Source organism: Budvicia diplopodorum, from assembly GCF_009800925.1.
GTDB lineage: Bacteria > Pseudomonadota > Gammaproteobacteria > Enterobacterales > Enterobacteriaceae > Budvicia > Budvicia diplopodorum.
In genome coordinates, this window is record NZ_WOYF01000005.1 from 140979 (window position 1) to 162105 (window position 21127).

General features: G+C 50.3%; 24 protein-coding genes and 1 pseudogene. 22 read left to right on the forward strand and 3 right to left on the reverse strand.

What is annotated here, in order from left to right; genetic code table 11:
* Positions 1–217 precede the first annotated feature (217 nt).
* The 20 genes from GVI43_RS07190 (at position 218) to GVI43_RS07285 (ending at position 16001) form a co-directional block, all read left to right on the forward strand.
* Entirely contained in the window at positions 218–943 is a 726-nt protein-coding gene (locus GVI43_RS07190; protein ID WP_159566183.1) for a beta-ketoacyl synthase chain length factor, read from the forward strand.
* Positions 928–1746 (forward strand): lysophospholipid acyltransferase family protein, encoded by an 819-nt coding sequence (locus GVI43_RS07195; protein ID WP_159566184.1) that lies wholly within the window; start codon positions 928–930, stop codon positions 1744–1746. Before GVI43_RS07190 ends, GVI43_RS07195 begins: the two co-directional genes overlap by 16 nt.
* Entirely contained in the window at positions 1746–2006 is a 261-nt protein-coding gene (locus tag GVI43_RS07200; protein ID WP_159566185.1) for a phosphopantetheine-binding protein, read from the forward strand. The genes GVI43_RS07195 and GVI43_RS07200 overlap by 1 nt, the downstream gene beginning before the upstream one ends.
* A gap of 15 nt (positions 2007–2021) precedes the next feature.
* Positions 2022–2270 carry an acyl carrier protein gene (locus tag GVI43_RS07205; RefSeq protein WP_159566186.1) on the forward strand — a complete coding sequence of 83 codons (249 nt, stop codon included), beginning with the start codon at positions 2022–2024 and terminating at the stop codon, positions 2268–2270.
* Positions 2271–2324: 54 nt separating this feature from the next.
* On the forward strand, positions 2325–2882 hold the full coding sequence (locus GVI43_RS07210) for a COG4648 family protein (RefSeq protein WP_159566264.1): 558 nt from the start codon (positions 2325–2327) through the stop codon (positions 2880–2882).
* A complete protein-coding gene (locus tag GVI43_RS07215; protein ID WP_159566187.1) occupies positions 2849–4228 on the forward strand; it encodes an AMP-binding protein in 1380 nt (459 codons plus the stop codon). The genes GVI43_RS07210 and GVI43_RS07215 overlap by 34 nt, the downstream gene beginning before the upstream one ends.
* A complete protein-coding gene (locus GVI43_RS07220; protein WP_159566188.1) occupies positions 4225–4563 on the forward strand; it encodes an ApeI family dehydratase in 339 nt (112 codons plus the stop codon). The genes GVI43_RS07215 and GVI43_RS07220 overlap by 4 nt, the downstream gene beginning before the upstream one ends.
* Positions 4560–6305 carry a glycosyltransferase family 2 protein gene (locus tag GVI43_RS07225; protein WP_159566189.1) on the forward strand — a complete coding sequence of 582 codons (1746 nt, stop codon included), beginning with the start codon at positions 4560–4562 and terminating at the stop codon, positions 6303–6305. The genes GVI43_RS07220 and GVI43_RS07225 overlap by 4 nt, the downstream gene beginning before the upstream one ends.
* On the forward strand, positions 6292–6720 hold the full coding sequence (locus GVI43_RS07230) for an acyl-CoA thioesterase (protein ID WP_170324316.1): 429 nt from the start codon (positions 6292–6294) through the stop codon (positions 6718–6720). Before GVI43_RS07225 ends, GVI43_RS07230 begins: the two co-directional genes overlap by 14 nt.
* Positions 6717–7331 (forward strand): LolA family protein, encoded by a 615-nt coding sequence (locus GVI43_RS07235; protein WP_159566190.1) that lies wholly within the window; start codon positions 6717–6719, stop codon positions 7329–7331. Before GVI43_RS07230 ends, GVI43_RS07235 begins: the two co-directional genes overlap by 4 nt.
* Positions 7306–9633 (forward strand): MMPL family transporter, encoded by a 2328-nt coding sequence (locus GVI43_RS07240; protein ID WP_159566191.1) that lies wholly within the window; start codon positions 7306–7308, stop codon positions 9631–9633. The genes GVI43_RS07235 and GVI43_RS07240 overlap by 26 nt, the downstream gene beginning before the upstream one ends.
* Positions 9626–10210: a DUF3261 domain-containing protein gene (locus tag GVI43_RS07245; RefSeq protein ID WP_159566192.1), complete on the forward strand. Its 585-nt coding sequence runs from the start codon at positions 9626–9628 to the stop codon at positions 10208–10210. Before GVI43_RS07240 ends, GVI43_RS07245 begins: the two co-directional genes overlap by 8 nt.
* Positions 10207–11373, forward strand: coding sequence for a beta-ketoacyl-[acyl-carrier-protein] synthase family protein (locus GVI43_RS07250; protein ID WP_159566193.1), 1167 nt, complete (start codon positions 10207–10209; stop codon positions 11371–11373). Before GVI43_RS07245 ends, GVI43_RS07250 begins: the two co-directional genes overlap by 4 nt.
* Positions 11373–11858 (forward strand): hotdog family protein, encoded by a 486-nt coding sequence (locus GVI43_RS07255; RefSeq protein ID WP_159566194.1) that lies wholly within the window; start codon positions 11373–11375, stop codon positions 11856–11858. Before GVI43_RS07250 ends, GVI43_RS07255 begins: the two co-directional genes overlap by 1 nt.
* Complete coding sequence (locus tag GVI43_RS07260) at positions 11855–12586, forward strand: 3-ketoacyl-ACP reductase FabG2 (RefSeq protein ID WP_159566195.1); 732 nt, start codon at positions 11855–11857, stop codon at positions 12584–12586. The genes GVI43_RS07255 and GVI43_RS07260 overlap by 4 nt, the downstream gene beginning before the upstream one ends.
* On the forward strand, positions 12583–13812 hold the full coding sequence (locus GVI43_RS07265) for a beta-ketoacyl-ACP synthase (RefSeq protein ID WP_159566196.1): 1230 nt from the start codon (positions 12583–12585) through the stop codon (positions 13810–13812). Before GVI43_RS07260 ends, GVI43_RS07265 begins: the two co-directional genes overlap by 4 nt.
* Before the next feature lie 6 nt (positions 13813–13818).
* Positions 13819–14541 (forward strand): 4'-phosphopantetheinyl transferase family protein, encoded by a 723-nt coding sequence (locus tag GVI43_RS07270; protein ID WP_159566197.1) that lies wholly within the window; start codon positions 13819–13821, stop codon positions 14539–14541.
* A 60-nt stretch (positions 14542–14601) separates the two neighbouring features.
* Complete coding sequence (locus GVI43_RS07275) at positions 14602–14937, forward strand: hypothetical protein (protein WP_159566198.1); 336 nt, start codon at positions 14602–14604, stop codon at positions 14935–14937.
* Between the two features lie 513 nt (positions 14938–15450).
* The gene (locus tag GVI43_RS07280; RefSeq protein ID WP_159566199.1) at positions 15451–15690 is read left to right on the forward strand and encodes a type II toxin-antitoxin system ParD family antitoxin; all 240 of its coding nucleotides are present in this window, start codon (positions 15451–15453) and stop codon (positions 15688–15690) included.
* Positions 15691–15710: 20 nt separating this feature from the next.
* A complete protein-coding gene (locus GVI43_RS07285; RefSeq protein WP_159566200.1) occupies positions 15711–16001 on the forward strand; it encodes a type II toxin-antitoxin system RelE/ParE family toxin in 291 nt (96 codons plus the stop codon).
* Positions 16002–16077: 76 nt separating this feature from the next.
* Here the strand turns inward: GVI43_RS07285 and GVI43_RS07290 are convergent.
* Together GVI43_RS07290 and GVI43_RS07295 are read right to left on the reverse strand one after the other, a co-directional pair.
* A pseudogene (locus GVI43_RS07290) lies at positions 16078–16479 on the reverse strand (virulence RhuM family protein); the annotation flags it as partial.
* Positions 16480–16634: 155 nt separating this feature from the next.
* On the reverse strand, positions 16635–17969 hold the full coding sequence (locus tag GVI43_RS07295) for an NCS2 family permease (protein ID WP_159566201.1): 1335 nt from the start codon (positions 17967–17969) through the stop codon (positions 16635–16637).
* Between the two features lie 340 nt (positions 17970–18309).
* On the opposite strand from GVI43_RS07295, the gene yieH reads away from it, so the two are divergent.
* Positions 18310–18978 carry a 6-phosphogluconate phosphatase gene (gene yieH, locus GVI43_RS07300; RefSeq protein ID WP_159566202.1) on the forward strand — a complete coding sequence of 223 codons (669 nt, stop codon included), beginning with the start codon at positions 18310–18312 and terminating at the stop codon, positions 18976–18978.
* 170 nt (positions 18979–19148) lie between these two features.
* Positions 19149–20390, forward strand: coding sequence for a multidrug efflux MFS transporter MdtG (gene mdtG, locus GVI43_RS07305; protein ID WP_159566203.1), 1242 nt, complete (start codon positions 19149–19151; stop codon positions 20388–20390).
* Here the strand turns inward: mdtG and GVI43_RS07310 are convergent.
* Entirely contained in the window at positions 20387–21127 is a 741-nt protein-coding gene (locus GVI43_RS07310; protein WP_159566204.1) for an amino acid ABC transporter permease, read from the reverse strand. The two genes, mdtG and GVI43_RS07310, sit on opposite strands and share 4 nt — an antisense overlap.

Genomic DNA, 21127 nt, shown 5'->3' on the forward strand with positions numbered 1-21127 from the left:
TGCCTAGTGATAAATATAGCCTCATTACCAACTTGATAGATAAAGGTTGGGGTAAGCATTATTAGCGAAATAAAAACCATCAGTGGGTAACCCTGAATAAATAAACGCCTTGAGTTTAGACTGAAATATCATTTTTACCGCTATAGGCTCTATTTTTATAAATATTTATGCATAAATATAATATCATGGCAGCTATCTTTAGCGGCACAGCAAACTTATGACGTATTCACTCAACATTCTGGGCTGGCACGCACTGGCTCCCGGGTTATCTACCTCAGAACAGTGGGTGAATTGGTCTGCCGGTGAAACGCAGGAACTTTCAGGCGATCTCGCCAAAAGCCAACTCATTCCGATGATGACCGCTCGCCGGATGAGTATTCCTAGCCGGTTAGCCGTAGAAGTGGGCCTCACGCTGCTGGAACAACGGCCCGACGCCGCCGTATTTATCAGCCGACACGGCGAACTGGAAAGAACCTATAAAATTATCGAAAGCCTGTGTCTACAGCAGGATATCTCACCGACGGATTTTGCGATGTCTGTTCATAATACGGCGGCCGGATTGCTAACTATTAGCGGAAAAGCTGCGTTGCCGCTCGCATCGTTATCCGCCGGTATTGATGGATTCCAACAAGGCATGTTAGAAGTACAGGCAATGTTAGCCGGTGGGGCGAAGAAAGTGTTATTAGTCGATTTTGACGGTGCAGTTCCGCAGGCTTATCACAGCCAAACGGCACATCAGAACCCCCCTTATGCGGTGGGGTTACTGATAAGCGCCGGTGTCGAATTACGCTGCCAGCAAATAAATAAAAGTTCACCAGATACAACCGTCATTGAGCAAAACTCGCTACCACAAAGCTTACGCTTTGTTCGACACTGGTTGAATAACGATCCACAGTTTACCCTACAAGGAATGAGGTCTGACTGGCAATGGAAACAATCATAACCGATGCTCACGAGCGTTCATCGTTGTTAAACCAAATCTGGCGCATGGTTGCTACCGGACTGTGTTTTATGCTGTTTGGCATCGGCGGCCTATTCATGTCGACCTTTTGGTTTCCACTCCTGCACTTAGTGGTTAAAGATCGACAACGCTGCACCCGCCTGACCCAAAATAGCATTCGCTTCAGCTTTCAGTGTCTTCTGAGGTTAATGCGCCTGCTCGGGTGTATGGATTATCAGTTTTATGGTATCGATAAGCTACAGCAAGACAGCGGCTGCATTGTCGTCGCCAACCACCCCAGTCTCTTAGACTACGTTTTTTTGGCCTCCGTAATGCCACGCTGCGACTGCATTGTTAAACAAAAGCTACTGAGTAATCCGTTTGTACGCGGCGTGATCCTAGCAGCCGGATACATTGCCAATTCAGAACCCGACGCATTACTGTCAGAATGTAAAAATAAGCTGGATCAGCAGGGTATCATTCTGATATTTCCCGAAGGAACACGCTCTACTCTAGGAGAGGAAATGCATCTACAGCGGGGGGCCGCAAATATTGCCTTACGGTGCCGGGTAAATATCCGTATCGTCAATATTCAATGCGACCAACCAATGCTGACGAAACAGCGAAAATGGTATAATCTTTTGCCGAAGAAACCGCTATTTCAGATAGTTGTCAAAGAAAGGATCGGCGTAAATGATTATATCGCTGATGGCGATGCCTCCCCGGCTATTGCTGCTCGTCATTTGACACAGCTTTTAAACAAAAAACTCCAGCCAGAGCCAGCTCAAACTAATGAGAAAAAATAATGGATGTTTTACAAAACGAAATTAAAACCCTTATCATTGAATCCCTCAATTTGGAGGGGATGACTCCCGACGAGATTGACACAGCAGCGCCGCTGTTTGGTGAAGGTCTAGGTTTAGATTCGATTGACGCATTAGAGTTAGGTTTAGCCATTAAGAATCGTTATGGCGTTGTTCTTTCTGCTGAAAGTGAAGATACCAAAAAACACTTCTACTCAGTCGCATCACTCGCTGAGCTTGTCAATTCACAGCGCGGAAAATAGCCAAGGTAATAACTAATGGATAAACAACAAATTTTTCAAGAAATCTCATCCATCATGGTGAAGCTTTTTGAACTCGATGCGCAAGATATCAAACTTGATTCAAAGCTGTACGAAGATTTAGAACTAGACAGTATCGACGCGGTAGATCTGGTGGTTCATCTACAAAAAATGACCGGTAAAAAAATCAATCCAGAGATATTTAAAACCGTTCGTACCGTTGAAGATGTAGTGAATGCCATCGATCAACTGTTAAAAAATAAATAGTGTGACGGGCTACCGGTGAGCAGCGCTAGCGCTACAGCTCCGAGATCCTCAACGCTGAGGCGGATAATTCAGTGGATTAGCGCTCTGGCGGCTATCGGCTATCCTTTTGCCGTCTATTTCGGCCTGAATTATTGGGGTATTAGCATATTAGCCCCGCTGCTGATCGTTTTGTTTGCCAGCCGGTTAACATTAACGCAGGGAAAACTCCGCCAGCTATCGTGGCTAATGAAGGCCTTCGCCATACTCGGAATTCTGCTGGCGCTCGCCAGTTGGCTACTAAAGCAAAACCACTGGTTGCTTTACTACCCGGTAGTGGTCAGCGCACTCCTTCTGGTGCTGTTTAGCCATTCACTGTTTAATCCACCGCCCATTGTCGAACGGCTGGCCCGGTTAACCGAGCCTGATTTATCGGAAGAAGGTGTGCGCTACACACGAAAAGTCACTCAGGTATGGTGTCTGTTTTTTATGATTAACGGCAGCATTGCGCTTTTTACCTGCCTGCATGGAGATATATCCCTGTGGACTTTATATAACGGGGCTATCAGCTACTTTTTAATGGGAATATTAATGTGCACGGAATGGATAATCAGAAAAACGCAGCGTCGCGCCTGACTCTCCCCCTGAGCCACGTTCTCTGCGAGAGTCGCCCATCCGATACGCTTATAGCCTGGCGCGATACGCAACCCTTACTTTTATCCGATTTTCGCCATCGGGTCAGTACGCTGGTAGCCAAACTCCGGTCATCACCGCAACCGCGCTGGGCGCTCTGTTTTGACGACAGTTATCTGTTTTCCGTCGCGCTGCTGGCGTTGCTCTATTCGGGCAAAACGCCGGTTATACCCGGTCATTGTCGCCAGTCACTTTTGCAACAACAGCGGCTTAACAATGCTTTTGACGGCCTGCTAACCGATCGTGAACTACGGCTAGATTGCCCAACGCTGGCTCTCTCGGTCGAACGGCTGAACCTTCGCGACCCGGCAGAGAAACTGCCCGACTGGCCCGACAATGCCGAAATTATTCTATTTACCTCGGGTTCAACCGGTCAGCCAAAGCCGGTGTATAAGCCCGTCAGTCTATTAGAAGCTGAAAGCGAACTGCTGGCTCAAAACTGGGGCGAACGGCTAAGCGGAACGCGAATTGCCGCCACGGTTTCTCACCAACACTTATACGGCCTGACATTCCGCATTCTGCTGCCGCTGGCCCTTGGGCTGCCGTTTCATGCGCAAATAACCGAATATCATGAGCAGCTCGGTCCGCTGACCAAAAACTCACTAACGCTGATTGCCAGCCCGGCCTATTTAAAGCGCTTAGACCCCAATCTGGCACCGTTAAACTGCGCCATGGTTATCTCTGCCGGTGGCCCATTAAACCTTGATGAAGCGTGCCGGGTGAAGCAACTGCTCAAAGTGCTACCCGTCGAAATTTATGGCACCAGCGAAACCGGCGTTATTGCCTGGCGTCAGCAGGAAACGCCAAAACAACCGTGGTCTCCTTTTCACGGAGTCTGCGTCGCTCAGCAGGCTGACGGCACCATTGCCGTGACTTCCCCGCTGTTTAACGGCGATGTAGGCCACGGCATTCACGATGAAATTAGTCTGGATCCTAAGGGTTTCCATCTGCTTGGACGAAAAGACCGAATAATAAAAATCGAAGAAAAGCGCCTGTCGCTAACCGAAGTCGAGCTTCGCCTTATGGCGCTGGATGAAATCAGCGATGCTGCCGTTATTCCCGTCACTCAGGGAGATCGAACCATTCTGGCCGCTGCCATCGTATTGACCGAGTCGGGTGAACGTATCCGGCTGAAAAGCGATACTTATCTGACACAATATTTACGCCAGTCGCTCAGGCAATGGCTTGAGCCCGTGGCGTTACCCAAACGCTGGCGCATTCTATCGTCTATTCCAATAAACCCTCAGAGCAAGCGGGCTTACGGCGAATTACAGGAACTGTTTCTATGATGCTGCCACAGGAAACAACCAACCGGATAACCGGCCCCGATAGCGCAACGTTACATTTTTACCTACAGCCTGAGCTGTTTTGGTTTAAAGGGCACTTCCCGCAGCGGTCGATTCTGCCGGGAGTCACCCAAATACACTGGGCGTTACATTACGCGACTGAAATTTTTTCTATTAACCACTCGTTTAGCAGCATTGACATGGTTAAGTTCCAGCTCCCTCTACCGCCAAAAGAACACATTACGTTAATGCTCAACTGGGATAGTGAAAAGTCTAAGCTGAGTTTCCAATACCAATGTAACGGTCGGACGGCCAGCAGCGGTAGGATGAGCCTATGACTTTGGCCGCTGCGCATAACGATAAGGCGTTTAATCCCTGTTTGGCGATCCCTTGCTACAACCATGGCACAACGCTGGCCGCCGTATTGCAACAGATTGAACTCTATCAAATCACCTGCATCATCGTCGACGACGGTAGCCAAATTGACACGGCAGCCGAATTACATCGCCTTGAACAGCGTTATTCGTGGGTGATACTCATTCGCCACTCTCAAAATCGGGGCAAAGGCGCAGCGGTACTCAGTGCGCTGCAAGAAGCCCAACGCCGGGGATTCAGCCACGCACTACAGGTCGATGCCGACGGTCAGCACTGTCTGACCGATATCCCTCGCATGCTGAATGAAGCCCGCCAGCATCCGGACGCGTTAATCTCCGGCCAACCGGTTTACGATCGGTCGGTACCCAAGTCCCGGCTTTATTCTCGCTACATCACCCACGTATGGGTGTGGATAGAAACCCTGTCGTTGTCTATTCGCGATAGCATGTGCGGGTTCCGGGTTTATCCGGTAGATATTACGCGGGAACTGGCTGGCCGGGTTGCGCTCGGCCAACGGATGGATTTTGATACCGAGGTCATGGTTCGCCTTTACTGGCAGGGAACGCCATCGCGTTTTATTCCCACCAACGTGATCTACCCTAAAGATGGCTTATCTCACTTTGACGTCTGGCGCGATAACCTGCGTATATCATGGATGCACACCCGCCTGTTCTTCTCGATGTTGCCCAGAATTCCGTCGTTATTATCACGACGCGTTGACTCCCAAAGCCACTGGTCGCAAACCGGAGAACGTAAAGGCCTTTGGGGAATCCGGCTGATGATGAAAATCTACCGGCTATTTGGCCGCAGGGCCTTTAATCTTCTGCTCTATCCGACGATCGGCTACTACTGGCTCACCGGAACTCAACAAAGAAAAGCCTCTGAACAGTATCTTTGCCGGTTAAAAACCAGCGCCCGGCATCAGCACAAAACGCTGCCTGAGAGCCTCACCAGCTATCGCCACTTTATGCGTTTTGGCGAAGCGATACTGGACAAATTGGCGGGCTGGCTAGGTGATATCAAACATCAGGACATCGACTTTCCGAATATCGAGCTGTGTAAAACCCGAATGGCATCAGACAAAGGTACCTTGATTTTAGGCTCTCATTTGGGAGACTTAGAGGTTTGCCGAGCGCTGGGGGAGTTGTCTCACAACCTGAAGATCAATGCGCTGGTGTTCACCCAGCATGCCGAACGCTTCAATAAGATGATGCAAGAGATCAACCCCCGCTCCAATATCAATATGATTCAGGTCAGCAACTGGGGGCCTGAAGTAGCCATTATACTAAAACAGAAGCTGGACGCGGGTGAGTGGGTAGCTATTGTCGGCGATCGAACCTCTATCAGCCGCCATCATCGGCAAAACGAACAGCGGGTAATTTGGGCTGAATTCTTAGGTAAACCGGCGCCGTTTGCCGTCGGGCCTTTTGCTCTGGCTGCCGCACTACGCTGCCCGGTATATCTCATGTTCGGGCTAAAACCGGCCGGGAAGTTCTGTATCCACTTTGAAGAGTTTGCCGATCCGCTACTGTTACCCAGAGCGACTCGCCAGCAGGCGATGCAACAGGCGGTTGAGCGCTATGCACAGCGTTTAGAACACTATTGCCTGATATCACCGTTAGACTGGTTTAATTTTTATAACTTCTGGCAGCTCAGCCAGCCCGAGCCGCAAATAGAACGGAGTGAGTCCCATGAATCTGAGTAACGACCCTCGTTTATCGACCAATATTGAGCTAACCATCCCGTTTCACGATGTGGATTCCATGGGCGTTGTTTGGCACGGTAACTACTTCCGTTACTTGGAAATTGCCCGAGAAGCCCTGCTAAAGCAGTTCGACTATGGCTATCGCCAAATGCTCCATTCCGGCTATGCGTGGCCGATTATTGATACCAGAGTTAAATACGTCTCGCCGCTGCGCTTTGAGCAGCAGATTCGCGTCAATGCGCGGCTCGATGAATATGAAAACCGCCTGAAGATTGTCTACACCATTTTTGACGTAGCCAGCGGCCAAAAAACCACCAAAGGCTATACCATTCAGGTAGCCGTGAACGAGCAAAACGGAGAAATGTGCTTTGCCAGTCCGTCGACACTGCTTGAAAAGCTAGGAACGCCCTCATGAGGTGCTTTTTGCGTCCGATTGCCGCTTGCCTATTGCTGATTTGCGGGGCGGTTCACGCCATTACTCTTGATGATTTACAGCAACGATTTAGTCAGCAGTCGGTCCTCAGAGCCCAGTTTGAGCAACAACGCACCATCAGCGGCCTATCTCAGCCGTTAAACTCCAGCGGAGACCTGCTGATTGCGCAAACTCACGGATTAGTATGGAACCAAACGAAGCCGTTTTCACTCAGGTTAATGCTCAATGAAACCCGCATGGTACAAAGCATGGCCGGTCAGGCACCGCAGGTGATTACTGCCCAAACTAACGCCCAGATGTTCCAGTTTAACTCCCTGCTGACCGCGCTATTTCACGCAGACCGCAAAGCGCTGGAGCAGAACTTCACGCTCACCTTTCGTGATTTAGGAAAAAATAGCTGGCAGTTAGTCCTTCAGCCCAAAACCACACCGCTGGATAAGCTGTTTCGCCAAATCACGCTGGAAGGCGCTCAGTTTCTCAATACCATTCAAATCGATGACATGCAGGGCGATAACACCCATATTCGGTTTTTTAATCAACACACTGAGCCCAATGCGCTGACAGCCAATGAAGAACGCTATTTTTCGTCCTGAGATACATCGCCGTTTGGCCTTCGGCTGGCTGGCCTGCGTTATCGGTTTACTGGTCGCGCTGGCGCTGGTGCTACCGCACAGTAAGCTCAATAGCAGCGTCATGGCGCTGCTGCCGCAAGAACAGTCTAAAGACCTGCCTCCGGCTTTAGAAAACGGGTTTAATCAGCGTCTGGAGCGTCAGCTCGTCTGGCTAGTCAGCCCGCCGGTGGGCGACGATCGGGCTCCGGCCGAGTGGCTACAGCAGCGGCTTGAAGTGCTTCCTGCATTTTCGCAGATTGCAGGTCAAATGACCGAACAACGCCAGAAAGCGTGGGGAGCATTCTTTTTTGAACATCGCTATGCTCTGCTGGACGATGAAACCCGCCGTCGGCTAAGCGGTGCGAACAACGAGCAGTTTCAATGGATCCTCAGCCAGATTTACTCGCCTTTTGCCGGCGTCAGCGCTAAAGAACTCAGTAACGATCCGCTGCTGGTTACCCGTTCGGCTCAAATAGCTCAACAACAAAGCGGTGGAACCCTAACGTTGAACCACGGTTGGCTCACCGGTAAAGATCCTCAGGGAAGAACCTGGTACCTGTTACACGGCGAACTCAGCGCGTCATCTTATGATATTCAAAGCGCACGCCGGACCGTTGAAGCGCTGGAGCAAATTCAGCAACAGCTGCGGCAAAAATGGCCCGGCGCAGAGCTGCTCCAACGCGGAACGCTGTTTTACAGCGATTACGCCAGCCAACAGGCTCAGCACGATATTTCTACCATCGGTACCGTTTCCGGCTTAGGGATCCTGTTGCTGATTTTGTACATCTTCCGCTCGCTGAAACCGCTTTGGCTAACCCTGTTATCTCTGCTTACCGGCACGATCTGCGGCAGCGTTGCCGCTCTTGCGGTCTTCAAAGAAGTGCACCTTATGACGCTGGTCATGAGCACCAGCGTGGTGGGTATTTCTATCGACTATGCGCTGCACTACCTGACGGAACGCATGGTTCACGGCAATGATGAATCTCCGCTGGTCAGCATGAAAAAGCTATATCCGGCGCTGCTGCTGGCCGTAGTTTCCAGCTCGATTGCCTACCTTCTGCTGTTTGTTGCCCCGTTCCCCGGCCTACAGCAGTTGGCAATTTTTGCCGCCGCAGGCCTGATCGGAGCCTTTCTGACGGTTATTTGCTGGTATCCTTGGCTATCACGCGGTCTACCGGTACGCAGCAATCTAACCTTAAGCCCGATCGCCAAATGGCTGGCCCTGTGGCAGCATAAACCAGCGGTGCGCATTGGCATCCCACTACTGGCACTGATCGTCTCTGGAGTGGGTTTCAGCCAGTTAAACGTAGACGACGATATTCGCAAGCTGCAAACCCTACCGCCTCATTTCCAGCAGCAGGAACAGCAAATTGCCGCGCTGACCGGGCAACACAGCGAGCAAAAATGGTTTTTAGTTTACGGCGACTCACAGGAACAAACGCTACAACGGCTGGAAGTACTGCACTTGGCGTTAGAAAAAGCCAAAGCTGCCGGCTGGCTGGCGGGTTACCGACTGCTACCATTCCCTTCGAAACAGCGGCAGCTACAGAATATCGCGCTGTTAAAACAGCAGGCTCCGGGCATTATCCGACAGCTACAGCAAACCGGCATTCAGGCTTCGCTACCGGCATCTTATCCACCTCCGCTTAAGCCAGAAAGCTGGCTCAACAGCGCTGCCAGCGAGGGCTGGCGGTTACTGTGGCTAAGCTTAGACAACGGGCAGTCGGCCGTATTGGTACCGGTTAACGGCGTAACCAACCCGATAGAATTACGCCAGATTGCTGCCCATTCGGTGGGCGTTCATTGGGTTGATAAACGCTCGGAATTCTCGGCCCTGTTCTCGGTTTATCGCCAGCATCTGACCACCATATTAGCCGCCGCCGTACTGGCGATCGGCGCGCTGTTTGTATGGCGTTTTGGCGCGGCGCAGGGGCTACGCTGTATTATTCCAACGGTATTATCACTGGGGGTCGGTCTGGCAACCCTGAGCCTAAGCGGACAATCGCTGAATTTGTTCTCCCTGCTGGCACTGGTTCTGGTACTGGGTATCGGAATTGACTACACCCTGTTTTTCAGTAACCCGGCCGGAACGCCGTCGACATCAATGCTATCGATATTTATGGCGGCGTTAACCACAGAACTTAGCTTTGGGTTACTGGCAGCCAGCCATACTCAGGCAATTTCAGGGTTTGGTCTGGTATTAAGCGGCGGTATTCTGGCAGCATTTGTTTTATCACCGCTGGCGCTTCCTCACCAAATGGCACAAAAGAAACGCAATGAATAAAACCATAAGCCAAACGCTCTCTTCCGTTCTCCTGATATTGCTCCTGGGTGGATGTTCCCTGAGCCAAGACCAAAGCCATCCTCAGGCATGGCTAAAGCGGGGGGTGAAAGTCACATTACCCGCACCAACACTGAGTACGCCACTGCATCACCAACAGTTATTAACTGCAACGGTCAAGGGTAAGCAACAGTCACTGTTGGTTATGCTCGATGCTGACGGCCAGAAAATCACGCTGGCGGCGCTGTCGCCGGTAGGCGTAAGGCTGTTTAAGGTCACATATGATACCTTAGGCGTTCATACAGAGCGGTCAATAGTCGTACCCGAACTCCCCCCGGCGGAGCAGGTTTTGGCTGATATCATGCTGAGCTACTGGCCGATTAGCGACTGGCAAACTCAGCTACCAGAAGGCTGGCTGCTGCTCGACAGCGATGAGAAGCGCATGCTGACTGATGCAAAAGGCGAACCGATTAGCGAAATCCTCTATCAAACCCTGAACGATAAGCGTGAACCGGTTATGATTATCCAGCATTATTTTAACTACCAAATTAGCGTACAAAACGTGGATAACCCGTCATGATCTACTTTTCAGCCGTCGGTTTAATTAATGCACTGGGCAGCTCGGCGGCAGAGATCGCGCATAATCTCACGCAGGGGCATTCAGGCCTGATAGAACGGGATAACTGGCTATTACACGACAAATCGACGTGGGTGGGTGAAGTCAACGTTCTACTACCGGAAATTCCTCCGGCGCTGGCCTGCCATAATTCGCGGAATAATCGCCTGTTACTGGCCGCGCTGGATTCTATCCGGCCACAGGTTGATGCCACCGTTGAGCGATATGGGCGGGATCGGATCGCCGTTATCATGGGGACCAGCACCGCTGGCATTCATGAGGGCGAACTGGCAATCGCTCACCGGCTTAAAACCGGCGAACTCCCCAAGCAGTACGCCTATCAGCAGCAAGAACTTAGCGATCCATCCCAGTTTCTGAGCGCATATTTAGACCTCGACGGGCCAGCCTACACTATTTCCACCGCCTGCTCTTCCAGCGTACGGGCGATGATCAGTGGCTATCGGTTAATTAGGGCCGGGCTGGCTGACGCCGCGCTGGTGGGCGGAGCCGACAGCCTGTGCCAGATGACCCTTAACGGCTTTGATAGCCTAGAATCTATCGCTTACCGGCGCTGTATGCCTTTCGCCGAACGGCGCAGCGGCATTAATATTGGTGAAGGTGCAGGGCTGATATTGCTCACCCGCCAAGCGGCGAAAGTCGCCCTGCTCGGTATTGGCGAATCGTCTGACGCTTGGCATATGTCAGCGCCCCACCCCGAAGGGGCCGGTGCTGAGCTAGCGATGAGAATGGCTCTGCGTCAGGCAGGGTTAGAACCTGAGCAGGTGGGCTACATTAATCTGCATGGCACGGCGACGCCGCTCAATGACACGGCAGAAGCGCAGGCCGTTAACCGGGTTTTTGGCTCAGCCACTCCGTGTAGTTCAACCAAACACCTGACTGGCCATACATTAGGCGCAGCAGGCATTACCGAAGCGGCGCTGAGCTGGCTAATCTTGGATCGCGATCTCACCTTACCGGTTCAGGACTTTTCACTATCACCGAAAGACCCCAATATAGCCGAAATAAACCTACTAACTGCGCCGGAAAAGCTGATGAAAAAAGCCATCATATCTAACTCATTTGCCTTTGGCGGCAATAACGCCTGCGTACTGGTGGGAGAAGCCTAATGTCGAACTTTCAACCCCCATCCCATTACCTACCTCATCAGGCACCAATGGTGCTGTTAGATAGGGTGTATGCAATAGAAAAAGACAACGCCGTGTGTGAAGTCAGCGTCAGCGCCGATGGTGCTTTGGCTCCGTTTCTGACCCCACAAGGCACATTACCCGCTTGGTTTGCCATTGAAATTATGGCCCAGACTATCGGCGTATGGAGCGGCTGGCACGGGCGACAGCATAACGAAGCGCCCGAGATAGGTATGCTGCTTGGTAGCCGCGGCTTTAAATCCACGCTGGACCACTACCCGAACGGTAGCCTGTTACGAAGTACTGCCACCATGCTGCTACGGGATGATAGACTGGCCAGCTTTGAATGCCGGTTAGACATTGACGGCCAAACCGTCGCACAGGCCAAGCTCAACGTCTACCAAACTGGCCAGCAAGAGCTCGATCGGCTAATACAAAAATCAAAAACTAAGGATCTAATCGCATGATGCGTTGTGTTTTAGTAACCGGTGCCAGCAAAGGGATTGGACAGGCAATAGCCTGTCGTCTGGCACAGGATGGATTTTCTATTGTTATCCACTATCTGAGTGATAAAGCCGGGGCAGAACAAACGCTGCAACGAATTGAGTCTGCTGGCGGCCATGGCCGCCTAATCTGCTTTGATATCAGTAACCGCGCCCAATGCCGTGAACAAATAGAACAAGATATCGAGCGCCACGGGGCCTATTACGGCGTGGTTAACAACGCCGGAATTATTCGCGATGGCGCTTTCCCGGCGCTGACCGACAGCGATTGGGACGGCGTAATTCATACTAATCTGGACGGCTTTTATAACGTAATTCACCCCTGCGTTATGCCGATGATCGGGCTACGTAGCGGCGGGCGTATTATTACCCTTTCGTCAGTCTCTGGTCTGGTAGGCAACCGCGGTCAGGTCAACTACAGTGCCGCTAAAGCCGGCATTATCGGTGCCAGTAAGGCGCTAGCGCTAGAGCTGGCCAAGCGTAAAATCACCGTAAACTGTATCGCTCCCGGGCTAATTGATACCGGCATTCTGGATATGGAACCTGCGGCGCTGGATGAAGCCATGCGAACGATCCCACTCAAGCGTATGGGTTCGTCACAGGAAGTGGCCGGGCTGGCCAGCTATTTAATGTCTGATATTGCTGCATACGTTACGCGTCAGGTTATTTCTATCAACGGAGGTATGGTATGACTCGACGGGTAGTAATTACGGGTATGGGCGGCATTACCTCTCTGGGCAGCGACTGGCCGAGCGTTAGTCACAGTCTCAAGCTCAAAAAGAATGCCATTCAATATATGCCCTCATGGGCAGAGTTCGAAGGCCTCAATACCAATTTAGGCGCACCGATTAACGATTTCACCCTGCCGGAACACTATACCCGTAAAAAAACCCGCTCCATGGGCCGGGTTTCCCTGCTGGCCACCAGAGCGACAGAGCTGGCGTTGGAACAGTCCGGGCTACTAGGCAACGATATTTTGACCGATGGTAGCACCGGCATTGCCTACGGTTCATCTACCGGCAGCACCAAGCAGGTGGGTGAATTCGGCACCATGCTGAAAGAGAAAAATGTTTATAGCATCACGGCAACCACTTACGTCCAGATGATGCCCCATACTGCCGCCGTTAACACGAGCCTATTCTTCGGCCTGCGCGGGCGGGTTATTCCGACCTCCAGCGCCTGCACCTCGGGCAGTCAGGCCATCGGCTACGCCTATGAAGCCATTCGCCACGGCTACCAGACCGTTATGGTGGCCGGCGGTGCCGAAGAGCTTTGCCCTTCTGAAGCGGTCGTGTTCGATACGCTGTTTGCTACCAGTCAGATGAATGACTCGCCCGAACTATCTCCGCGACCGTTTGATATCGGGCGCGATGGGCTAGTGATTGGCGAAGGAGCCGGTTCACTGATTCTAGAAGAGCTGGAACATGCTCAGGCCCGCGGCGCGACTATTTACGGTGAAATTGTTGGGTTTGCCACTAACTGCGACGCCTCGCACATTACCCAACCGTGCAAAGAAACCATGAAAATTTGTATCGAACAGGCGCTAAAATCAGCCAATCTGGCAGCACAGGACATCGACTATATCTGTGCCCACGGAACCGCAACCGAACGCGGCGACATAGCCGAAAGTCAGGCTACGGAAGCCATATTCGGCAACAGTACGCCAATCTCCTCACTAAAAAGCTATTTCGGCCATACCCTTGGAGCCTGCGGGGCGCTAGAAGCCTGGATGTCGATCGAGATGATGCGCGATGGCTGGTTTGCCCCCACCATCAATCTGACGGAACCAGACCCGGCATGCGGTAAGCTGGACTATATTATGGGTGAAGGCCGGTATATAAAAGCACAGTATATTCAGTCTAATAACTTTGCATTCGGTGGTATTAATACCTCACTGATTATTAAACGCTGGAACTAACCGCTTATGCTCAGCTCTTCGCCATTGCCCAAAATCGCCGTCGCGCTGCTGCGTTTGCCTTCCGACGGCTGGCTCCCCCCGAGCGCTTCACGTCTTCCTCAAGCCTTGCAGCAACAGGCCGAGGGCTTTAACCCAAAGCGTCGTCAGCAATTTCTTACCGGGCGATGGCTACTGGCGGAGCTGCTGTTTAATCAAGTGGGCTGTACTGAGCTGCCCGATATCGATACGACGGATAATGGCCGCCCGGTGTTCACCGACTCAAACCTGCCGGATTTTAATATCAGCCACAGCGGCGAATATATTATGGCGGCGCTGGCCCGTGATTGCCGACTAGGGCTAGACGTTGAGCATATCCGCCCGCGTAATAAATTAATGGCGCTGGCCCAATATAGCTTTAGCGATGAAGAGTATCAGTGGCTGGCGGCTCAGCCGGAGCCGCAGCAAACAGACCGGTTTTGGCAGCTGTGGACGCTACGGGAGTCAACCCTTAAGCTAGCGGCCAAAGGCGTATGGCAGATGAAACAGATTCGAATTGATCCGCAAAATAAATGGCTATCGGCAGACTTTCAGCCAACGCTGTTTGGTTTCACCTGCCGCCGTGATGATATCGCCTGGGCGATAACCAGCGATAGCCCAGTAGATAACGTTGAGCTCTGGCAAGCTCATGGCGAAGCACCGTATCTGACTTTGGCCGATGTGCCATGTATTGATCGGTTTAGAACGCCTTAAGATAATCAATATATTGACGGATAGTATGAAAAATCTATCGCAACAACTAAGGAAAATTAAATGAAATTAATCGGTTCTCGGAATGAGCTGAACAGGCGCAATGAGCTGTTATATTCCGAAAGATTTATCAATAAAAAAACGTCCATCGTGTCTTTTTTAAATGAGCGATACGGAGAAATAAAATCCGTATACGTATTGGCAAATACCCCAGATCAGGGTGAGGACATCTACAAATTAATCATTAATGGAAAGCTCATTGTCGGTTTTGAGCTATCGCGAATAGACGGGAAGATAAGTGATATTTCAGAAATGTCGGTTTTAAATTATACAAAACAGATAAAAAGAAAATCAGATAGATTGGATCTGGCTATTGCATTGGATTTAGCGAGTAGTTAACGGAAATATCTACGACTACAACCATCTGGCCATGGGCTTTACTTTTACAAATAACGACATGATAAATGATGATGGCGCCGCTTTGAGCCAGAAAGCTAAGCTCTATCTGAGTATGATATCCATATAATATCTGATTAGAGAGAATCATAACGCCAACCAATATTTCACTAGGCTCTCACTTCGAAAGCTTTATACAAGAGCAAATAAAAAGCGGGGAGGGTATTTTGGCTGAAGCGGTGTTCAAACGGCTTGGGCGTAAATATCAGAAACGCTCAATCCGTCAGTAGAATAGCCATTCGCTTTTTGCGAACCATTTCCAGAACCTCAAATTTTCCCGCCAAAATGCCTGCCTGTGAATTGACCGGCTATCAGAGTAAATATACTGTTTATTAGTTGGCAAATTTTCCACTTTAAAAAGCTCAACATAACAGAATTGTTGACCAACCTTGACGGTAATGGAGAAAAGACAAATACTAATAGATAGTAATAAATAACATATCAGAGAGAATTACCATGCCAACCAGCATCTCACTCAGTCCTCACTTCGAAAGCTTTATCCAAGAGCAAATAAAAAGCGGGCGTTATAACAATGTCAGTGAAGTTATCCGAGCCGGGCTACGTGAGTTAGAAGAACAGGAACGAGCACGAAAATTAGAAACACTTCAGGCTGCAGTAGCCGCGGGTATAAACAGCGGGGAGAGTATCCCGGCTGAAATGGTGTTCGAACAGCTTCGGCAGAAATACCAGAGGTAAACAGACAATGGATAAAAAGAATGGCATTGACCTTATCACCGCTTGCTGCGCTAGACCTCGAAGAGATAGGAGACTATATCGCGGATGATAGCCCAATTAGAGCGGTACGTTTCATTGCTGAGCTTTACCAACAATGCTTACAGATAAGTGAAACACCCGCGTTATATCGACAACGCCCCGAATTAGGTAAAGGAGTAAGATGTTGCCCTTATGGACGTTATCTAATCTTGTTTTCAGAGGATACTGACAACATTAGAATTCAGAGGATACTCCACAGCGCGAGAGATATAACATCTTTATCATTTTCGTAAAAAGTCATGCAAAAACCTCAGCCATTCGCTTTTTGCCATCGAGGCGAGTTTTGATCTTCTGCCACTGGGTTTGCATTTTCAGCCGCTGGTCGTCCATCACAAAACCTTTAATTACATATTCCTGCAGGGTTTGCTCCACCCACTGGCGGAACTGCGTACCGCGGGCGGAGCGGACTCGATAGCCGACGGTCAGAATCAACGGCAGGCTAACATACTGAACGTTATAGACTTTACCGTCTGACGCAGTTGTTCGGTAAAACCGAATAACTGAATGCTTTTCCAGCTCATTCTCAGCAAAAATATGGCTGATATGTTCGCTGATGGTCGCCTTCGCTTTACCGTATAAATCACAAATCATCGCCTACGAAAGCCAAAGCGTATCGGATTCAAAACGACATTCGATCTGCAAACGTCCGTCCGCACTTTGAAACAGTACAAACTCGCCTTCGGGGGCTCGTGATAAACTCTTTTCATCCATCAAGCGGTCTCCACCTTAACCGGTGCTTACCGGTCAGTAATTGCTGCATCAGCGCGGTCTGACATTCTACCCTTATCACCCTCCGGTAAAAATATCAAAATAAAAGCGCAACACCCATCACAGGCATTGCGCTTCCGTTTACCGCTTAGCGTTAATTAATGGTCGATAAAGACAATTTTAACCAAGAACATGATGGCCACCACTAATACGCAAGGGCTAATCTCTCTCCAACGGCCGACGCCGGCTTTCATCACGCAGTAAGAGATAAAACCAAGCGCAATACCTTCGGTAATCGAGAAAGTAAACGGCATCATTACGGCGGTAATAAACGCAGGAGTCGCTTCGGTTAAATCGTTCCATTTAACCCGCGACAGGCTGGAGGTCATCAGTACGCCGACGTAAATCAGCGCACCGGCCACTGCGTAAGGTTGGACCATTTTGGCCAGCGGCGACAGGAAGATAACGCCGATGAAACACAGGCCAACCACCACGGCAGTCAGGCCGGTTCTTCCGCCAACCGACACGCCGGAAGAGCTTTCAATATAGGTAGAAATAGACGACGTACCGAGGTAAGCACCGGCTGAAGAGGTGATACTGTCGACCAGTAAAGCCTGCTTCATGCGAGGGAACTTGCCGTTTTCATCGGCTAATCCGGCTTTATCAGTCACGGCAATCAGGGTGCCGGAAGAGTCAAACAGGTTTATCAGCATAAAAGAGAAAATAATGCCGGCTAAGCCGATATCAAGAGCGCCTTTAACGTCTACCTGACCAACAATGCTCATTATGCTTGGCGGAGCCGATACCACGCCAAAATATTTCACATCGCCCAAGACCAAACCGATCGCCGTGGTAACAATAATCGACACCAGCACCGCCGCGTGAATATTTTTGGCCGCCAGAATGGCAATAATAAAGAAGCCCAAAATACCCAGCGATACGTTCAGCGAAGTCAGATTACCGATAGCCACCAGCGTGTCCGGGTTAGACACGATAATACCGGCATTCTTCAGCCCCATCATGCCAATGAACAGGCCGATACCGCTGGTAATGCCGACCCGAAGGCTGACTGGAATGCTAGAAATCATCCAGTACCGAATACGAAATAGCGTCAGCAGCAGGAAGCCAAAAGAGCCCCAGAACACCGCGCCCATGGCAACCTGCCAAGAGTGGCCCATAGCGCCAACCACCACAAAGGCAAAAAAGGCATTCAGCCCCATCGCCGGTGCTAACGCCACGGGTAAATTTGCAAACAGCCCCATAAAAATGCTGCCGAAGGCCGCAACCAGACAGGTGGTCACAAAAACCGCCTCGGTATCCATTCCTGCAACCCCTAGAATTTGTGGGTTCACAAAAACGATATACACCATGGTTAAAAACGTGGTGAAGCCGGCAACAAACTCAGTGCGCACGGTGGTTCCATGCTGTTTTAACTGAAACAAGCGCTCAAATAGCCCCTGCCCGTCGGCCTGACCAGAAAGTGGTTTACTCATTTTGATGTCCGGAAGAATGGTGAAAATAAAAATTTAAGGCGCTAGATATACCAAAATACGCAAACGATTACATGGTTTATTTATAAATTTATTACGCGATAAATAATTCGATATGCAGGAAAGCGGCAAGTCAGTGAGTGAGGTGGGCGAACGCACCGGCAATTTAAAGTATCATGGGTAAATAGGCTTAACGTTAAATTTCAGCGACTTCAGTATCACCCATCGTTAACGGGAAGAAAATCCTAAATAAACAAAGGGCTATCATTTTCTTAAACTGAGTTTTAATATGAACGCTGCAAGAAACATGAATACTCAACGACCCCCAATAAAGGAATGTCTTATGCAACCGGTTGAATGCGTTCTGTTCGACAGCGATGGTACCTTAGTAGACAGTGAAATTTTATGCTGTGAGTCTTTCTCTAACGTTTTTAAAAGCTATGGTATTTCTCTTTCAACACAAGAGTGCATCAAACAGTTTAAAGGCACTAATCTGTATAAAGTCTTTGCTCAGGTCAGAGAAACATACGGGTTGGACCAGCCGGACGAAAAGCTGGAAAAAGAGTATCGTCAGGATATGGCTCGGCTGTTTGAACTCAGCCTACAGCCGATTCAAGGCATTAGAACCTTGCTTGAAGGCATTACCGTGCCCATGGCCGTTGTGTCAAACGGCCCGGTCACCAAAATGCAGCACTCTTTAGGCCTAACTAAGCTGATTAATTTCTTTGGCGACCATCTTTATAGCGCTTTTGATATCCAACGCTGGAAGCCAGACCCGGCGCTACTTCGGTTTGCCAGCGATAAGCTGTCAATTCCGTTAGAAAAATGCATTTTGATCGAAGACTCGCTCGCCGGTGCCCATGCCGGAATTGCGGCCGGTATACCGGTGTTTTACTACTGCGCTGACCAACACAATACTCCGATCGACCACCCGCTAGTGACCACGTTCCATGATATGGCTGAACTACCTGAGCTATGGAAAGCTCGGGGCTGGGACATTTATCGCGCCTGAATCAAGTAGGCTGTTAGTCGTCATGTCATTTTTCAACCAAATGGCGACTAAACCCCACATTTACACTACCGTCTCAACAGGCGCATAATCACAGTTCAATCATTGACTATGATTGACGTAACTACTTTTCGTACATGACGTTCACGGCTAAACCTCGATAAAGGTCTAACATGCCAACGGTACCTGAAACGATCGTTGTTATTCCAAACGTTAACTGGCAGCGTAATCTCTACGTTGTCTGGGTTGGCTGCTTTCTCACCGGCGCGGCCTTTAGCTTAGTCATGCCATTTTTACCTCTGTATGTCGAACAGCTTGGTATAACCGATCACCAAGAGCTGAACCTGTGGTCCGGCGGGGTTTTCAGTATCACCTTTCTATTCTCTGCGCTGGCGTCTCCTTTTTGGGGCGGATTGGCGGACAGGCACGGCCGTAAGCTAATGCTATTACGTTCGGCTTTCGGCATGGCGATTGTGATGATGCTGATGGGATGTGCCCAGAATATCTGGCAATTTCTGGCACTGCGCGCACTGCTGGGGGTATTGGGCGGTTTTATTCCTAATGCCAATGCGTTAATTGCTACTCAGGTTCCGCGTAATCGCAGCGGATGGGCGTTGGGTACGTTGTCTACCGGTGGCGTAAGCGGGGCGCTACTCGGGCCAGTTATCGGGGGTTTACTGGCGGATAACTACGGATTACGCCCGGTGTTTTTTATCACCGCTGGCGTACTGTTTCTCTGCTTTTTAATCACGCTGTACGCGGTTAAAGAGCAATTCACACCGATACATAAAAAAGACATGCTCAGCGGCAAGCAGGTTTTCGCCACCTTAACTAAGCCGAGGCTAGTGCTGGGCCTGTTTATTACCACCATGATTATTCAGGTCGCCACCGGCTCTATCGCCCCAATTCTGACGCTATACGTACGAGAACTGTCGGGCAATATCCAAAATCTAGCGTTTGTCAGCGGGTTCATTGCTTCTGTTCCGGGGGTTGCCGCGCTGCTTAGCGCCCCGAGGCTAGGCAGGCTGGGCGATCGCATTGGCCCGGAACGCATTCTGATTGCCATGCTGATCTTCTCAATTGTGGTGCTGATTCCGATGTCGTTTGTACAAAATCCTTGGCAGCTGGCCGCACTGCGTTTCTTACTCGGCATCGCCGATGGCGCGATGCTACCGGCGGTTCAAACCCTGCTTATCTATAACTGTACCAATCAAGTAGCAGGCAGAATTTTCAGTTACAACCAGTCGTTTCGCGATATCGGCAACGTCAGTGGGCCGCTATTGGGCTCAAGCGTAGCGGCCGGATTTGGCTTTCGCGCGGTGTTTTTAATCACCGCCACGGTGGTACTGTTTAACGCCGTTTACTCTTATTGGTTTCTGGCCCGTAAAGCCCATGAGCCGCCACCGCCAGATTAATGAACACCCTGCGGTGACTTCGATAACCAGACAAACAGCGAGCGTTTCGCTTTAGGTTCTAGCGATGAATAGCGCTTACTCACCTGATTTGCCGCTACGTCGAGTAATAAGCAGAAAATAAAATAGACCAACGCAATAAACAGGAAGACTTCAGTAGGGTAGACCATGCTGCGGTTATTCACCTGAGTGGCTAAGAACGTCAGTTCACCCACGCCAACAATGTAAGCCAGCGAGGTGTCTTTAATCAGGGATATCCATTGATTGATAAACGACGGCACCATTATCCTCAACGCCTGCGGCAAAATTACCCACCATAGAACTTCCCAGCGGGCTAGCCCCAGCGACAACCCGGCCTGCCACTGCCCTTCGCCAATAGCAACGATCCCGGCTTTTACCCCATGGGCTAAATAGGCGGCGGAAATCAGGGCTAAGGCGCAAACCACCGACGTAATGGCCGGAATATCAATGCCAAACAGCATTGGCAGCATAAAGTAAGCCCAAAAGATCAGCATGATCACCGGAATAGCGCGGAAAAAGCCAAGAAACACCGCTAACGCAGCGGCGGGCCAGCCGCGAAACATGGCCAATGCCACCCCGAGTATCACGCCCAACATGGCCGAAATAATGCCAGCCGCAAGGCTAATGATTAACGTCAGAGCAGCGCCGCCAATAGGGCCGTCCGGATAAGCGCCCCATAGCATATAGCCCAGATTGTCATAAATAACGGTAAAATCCAT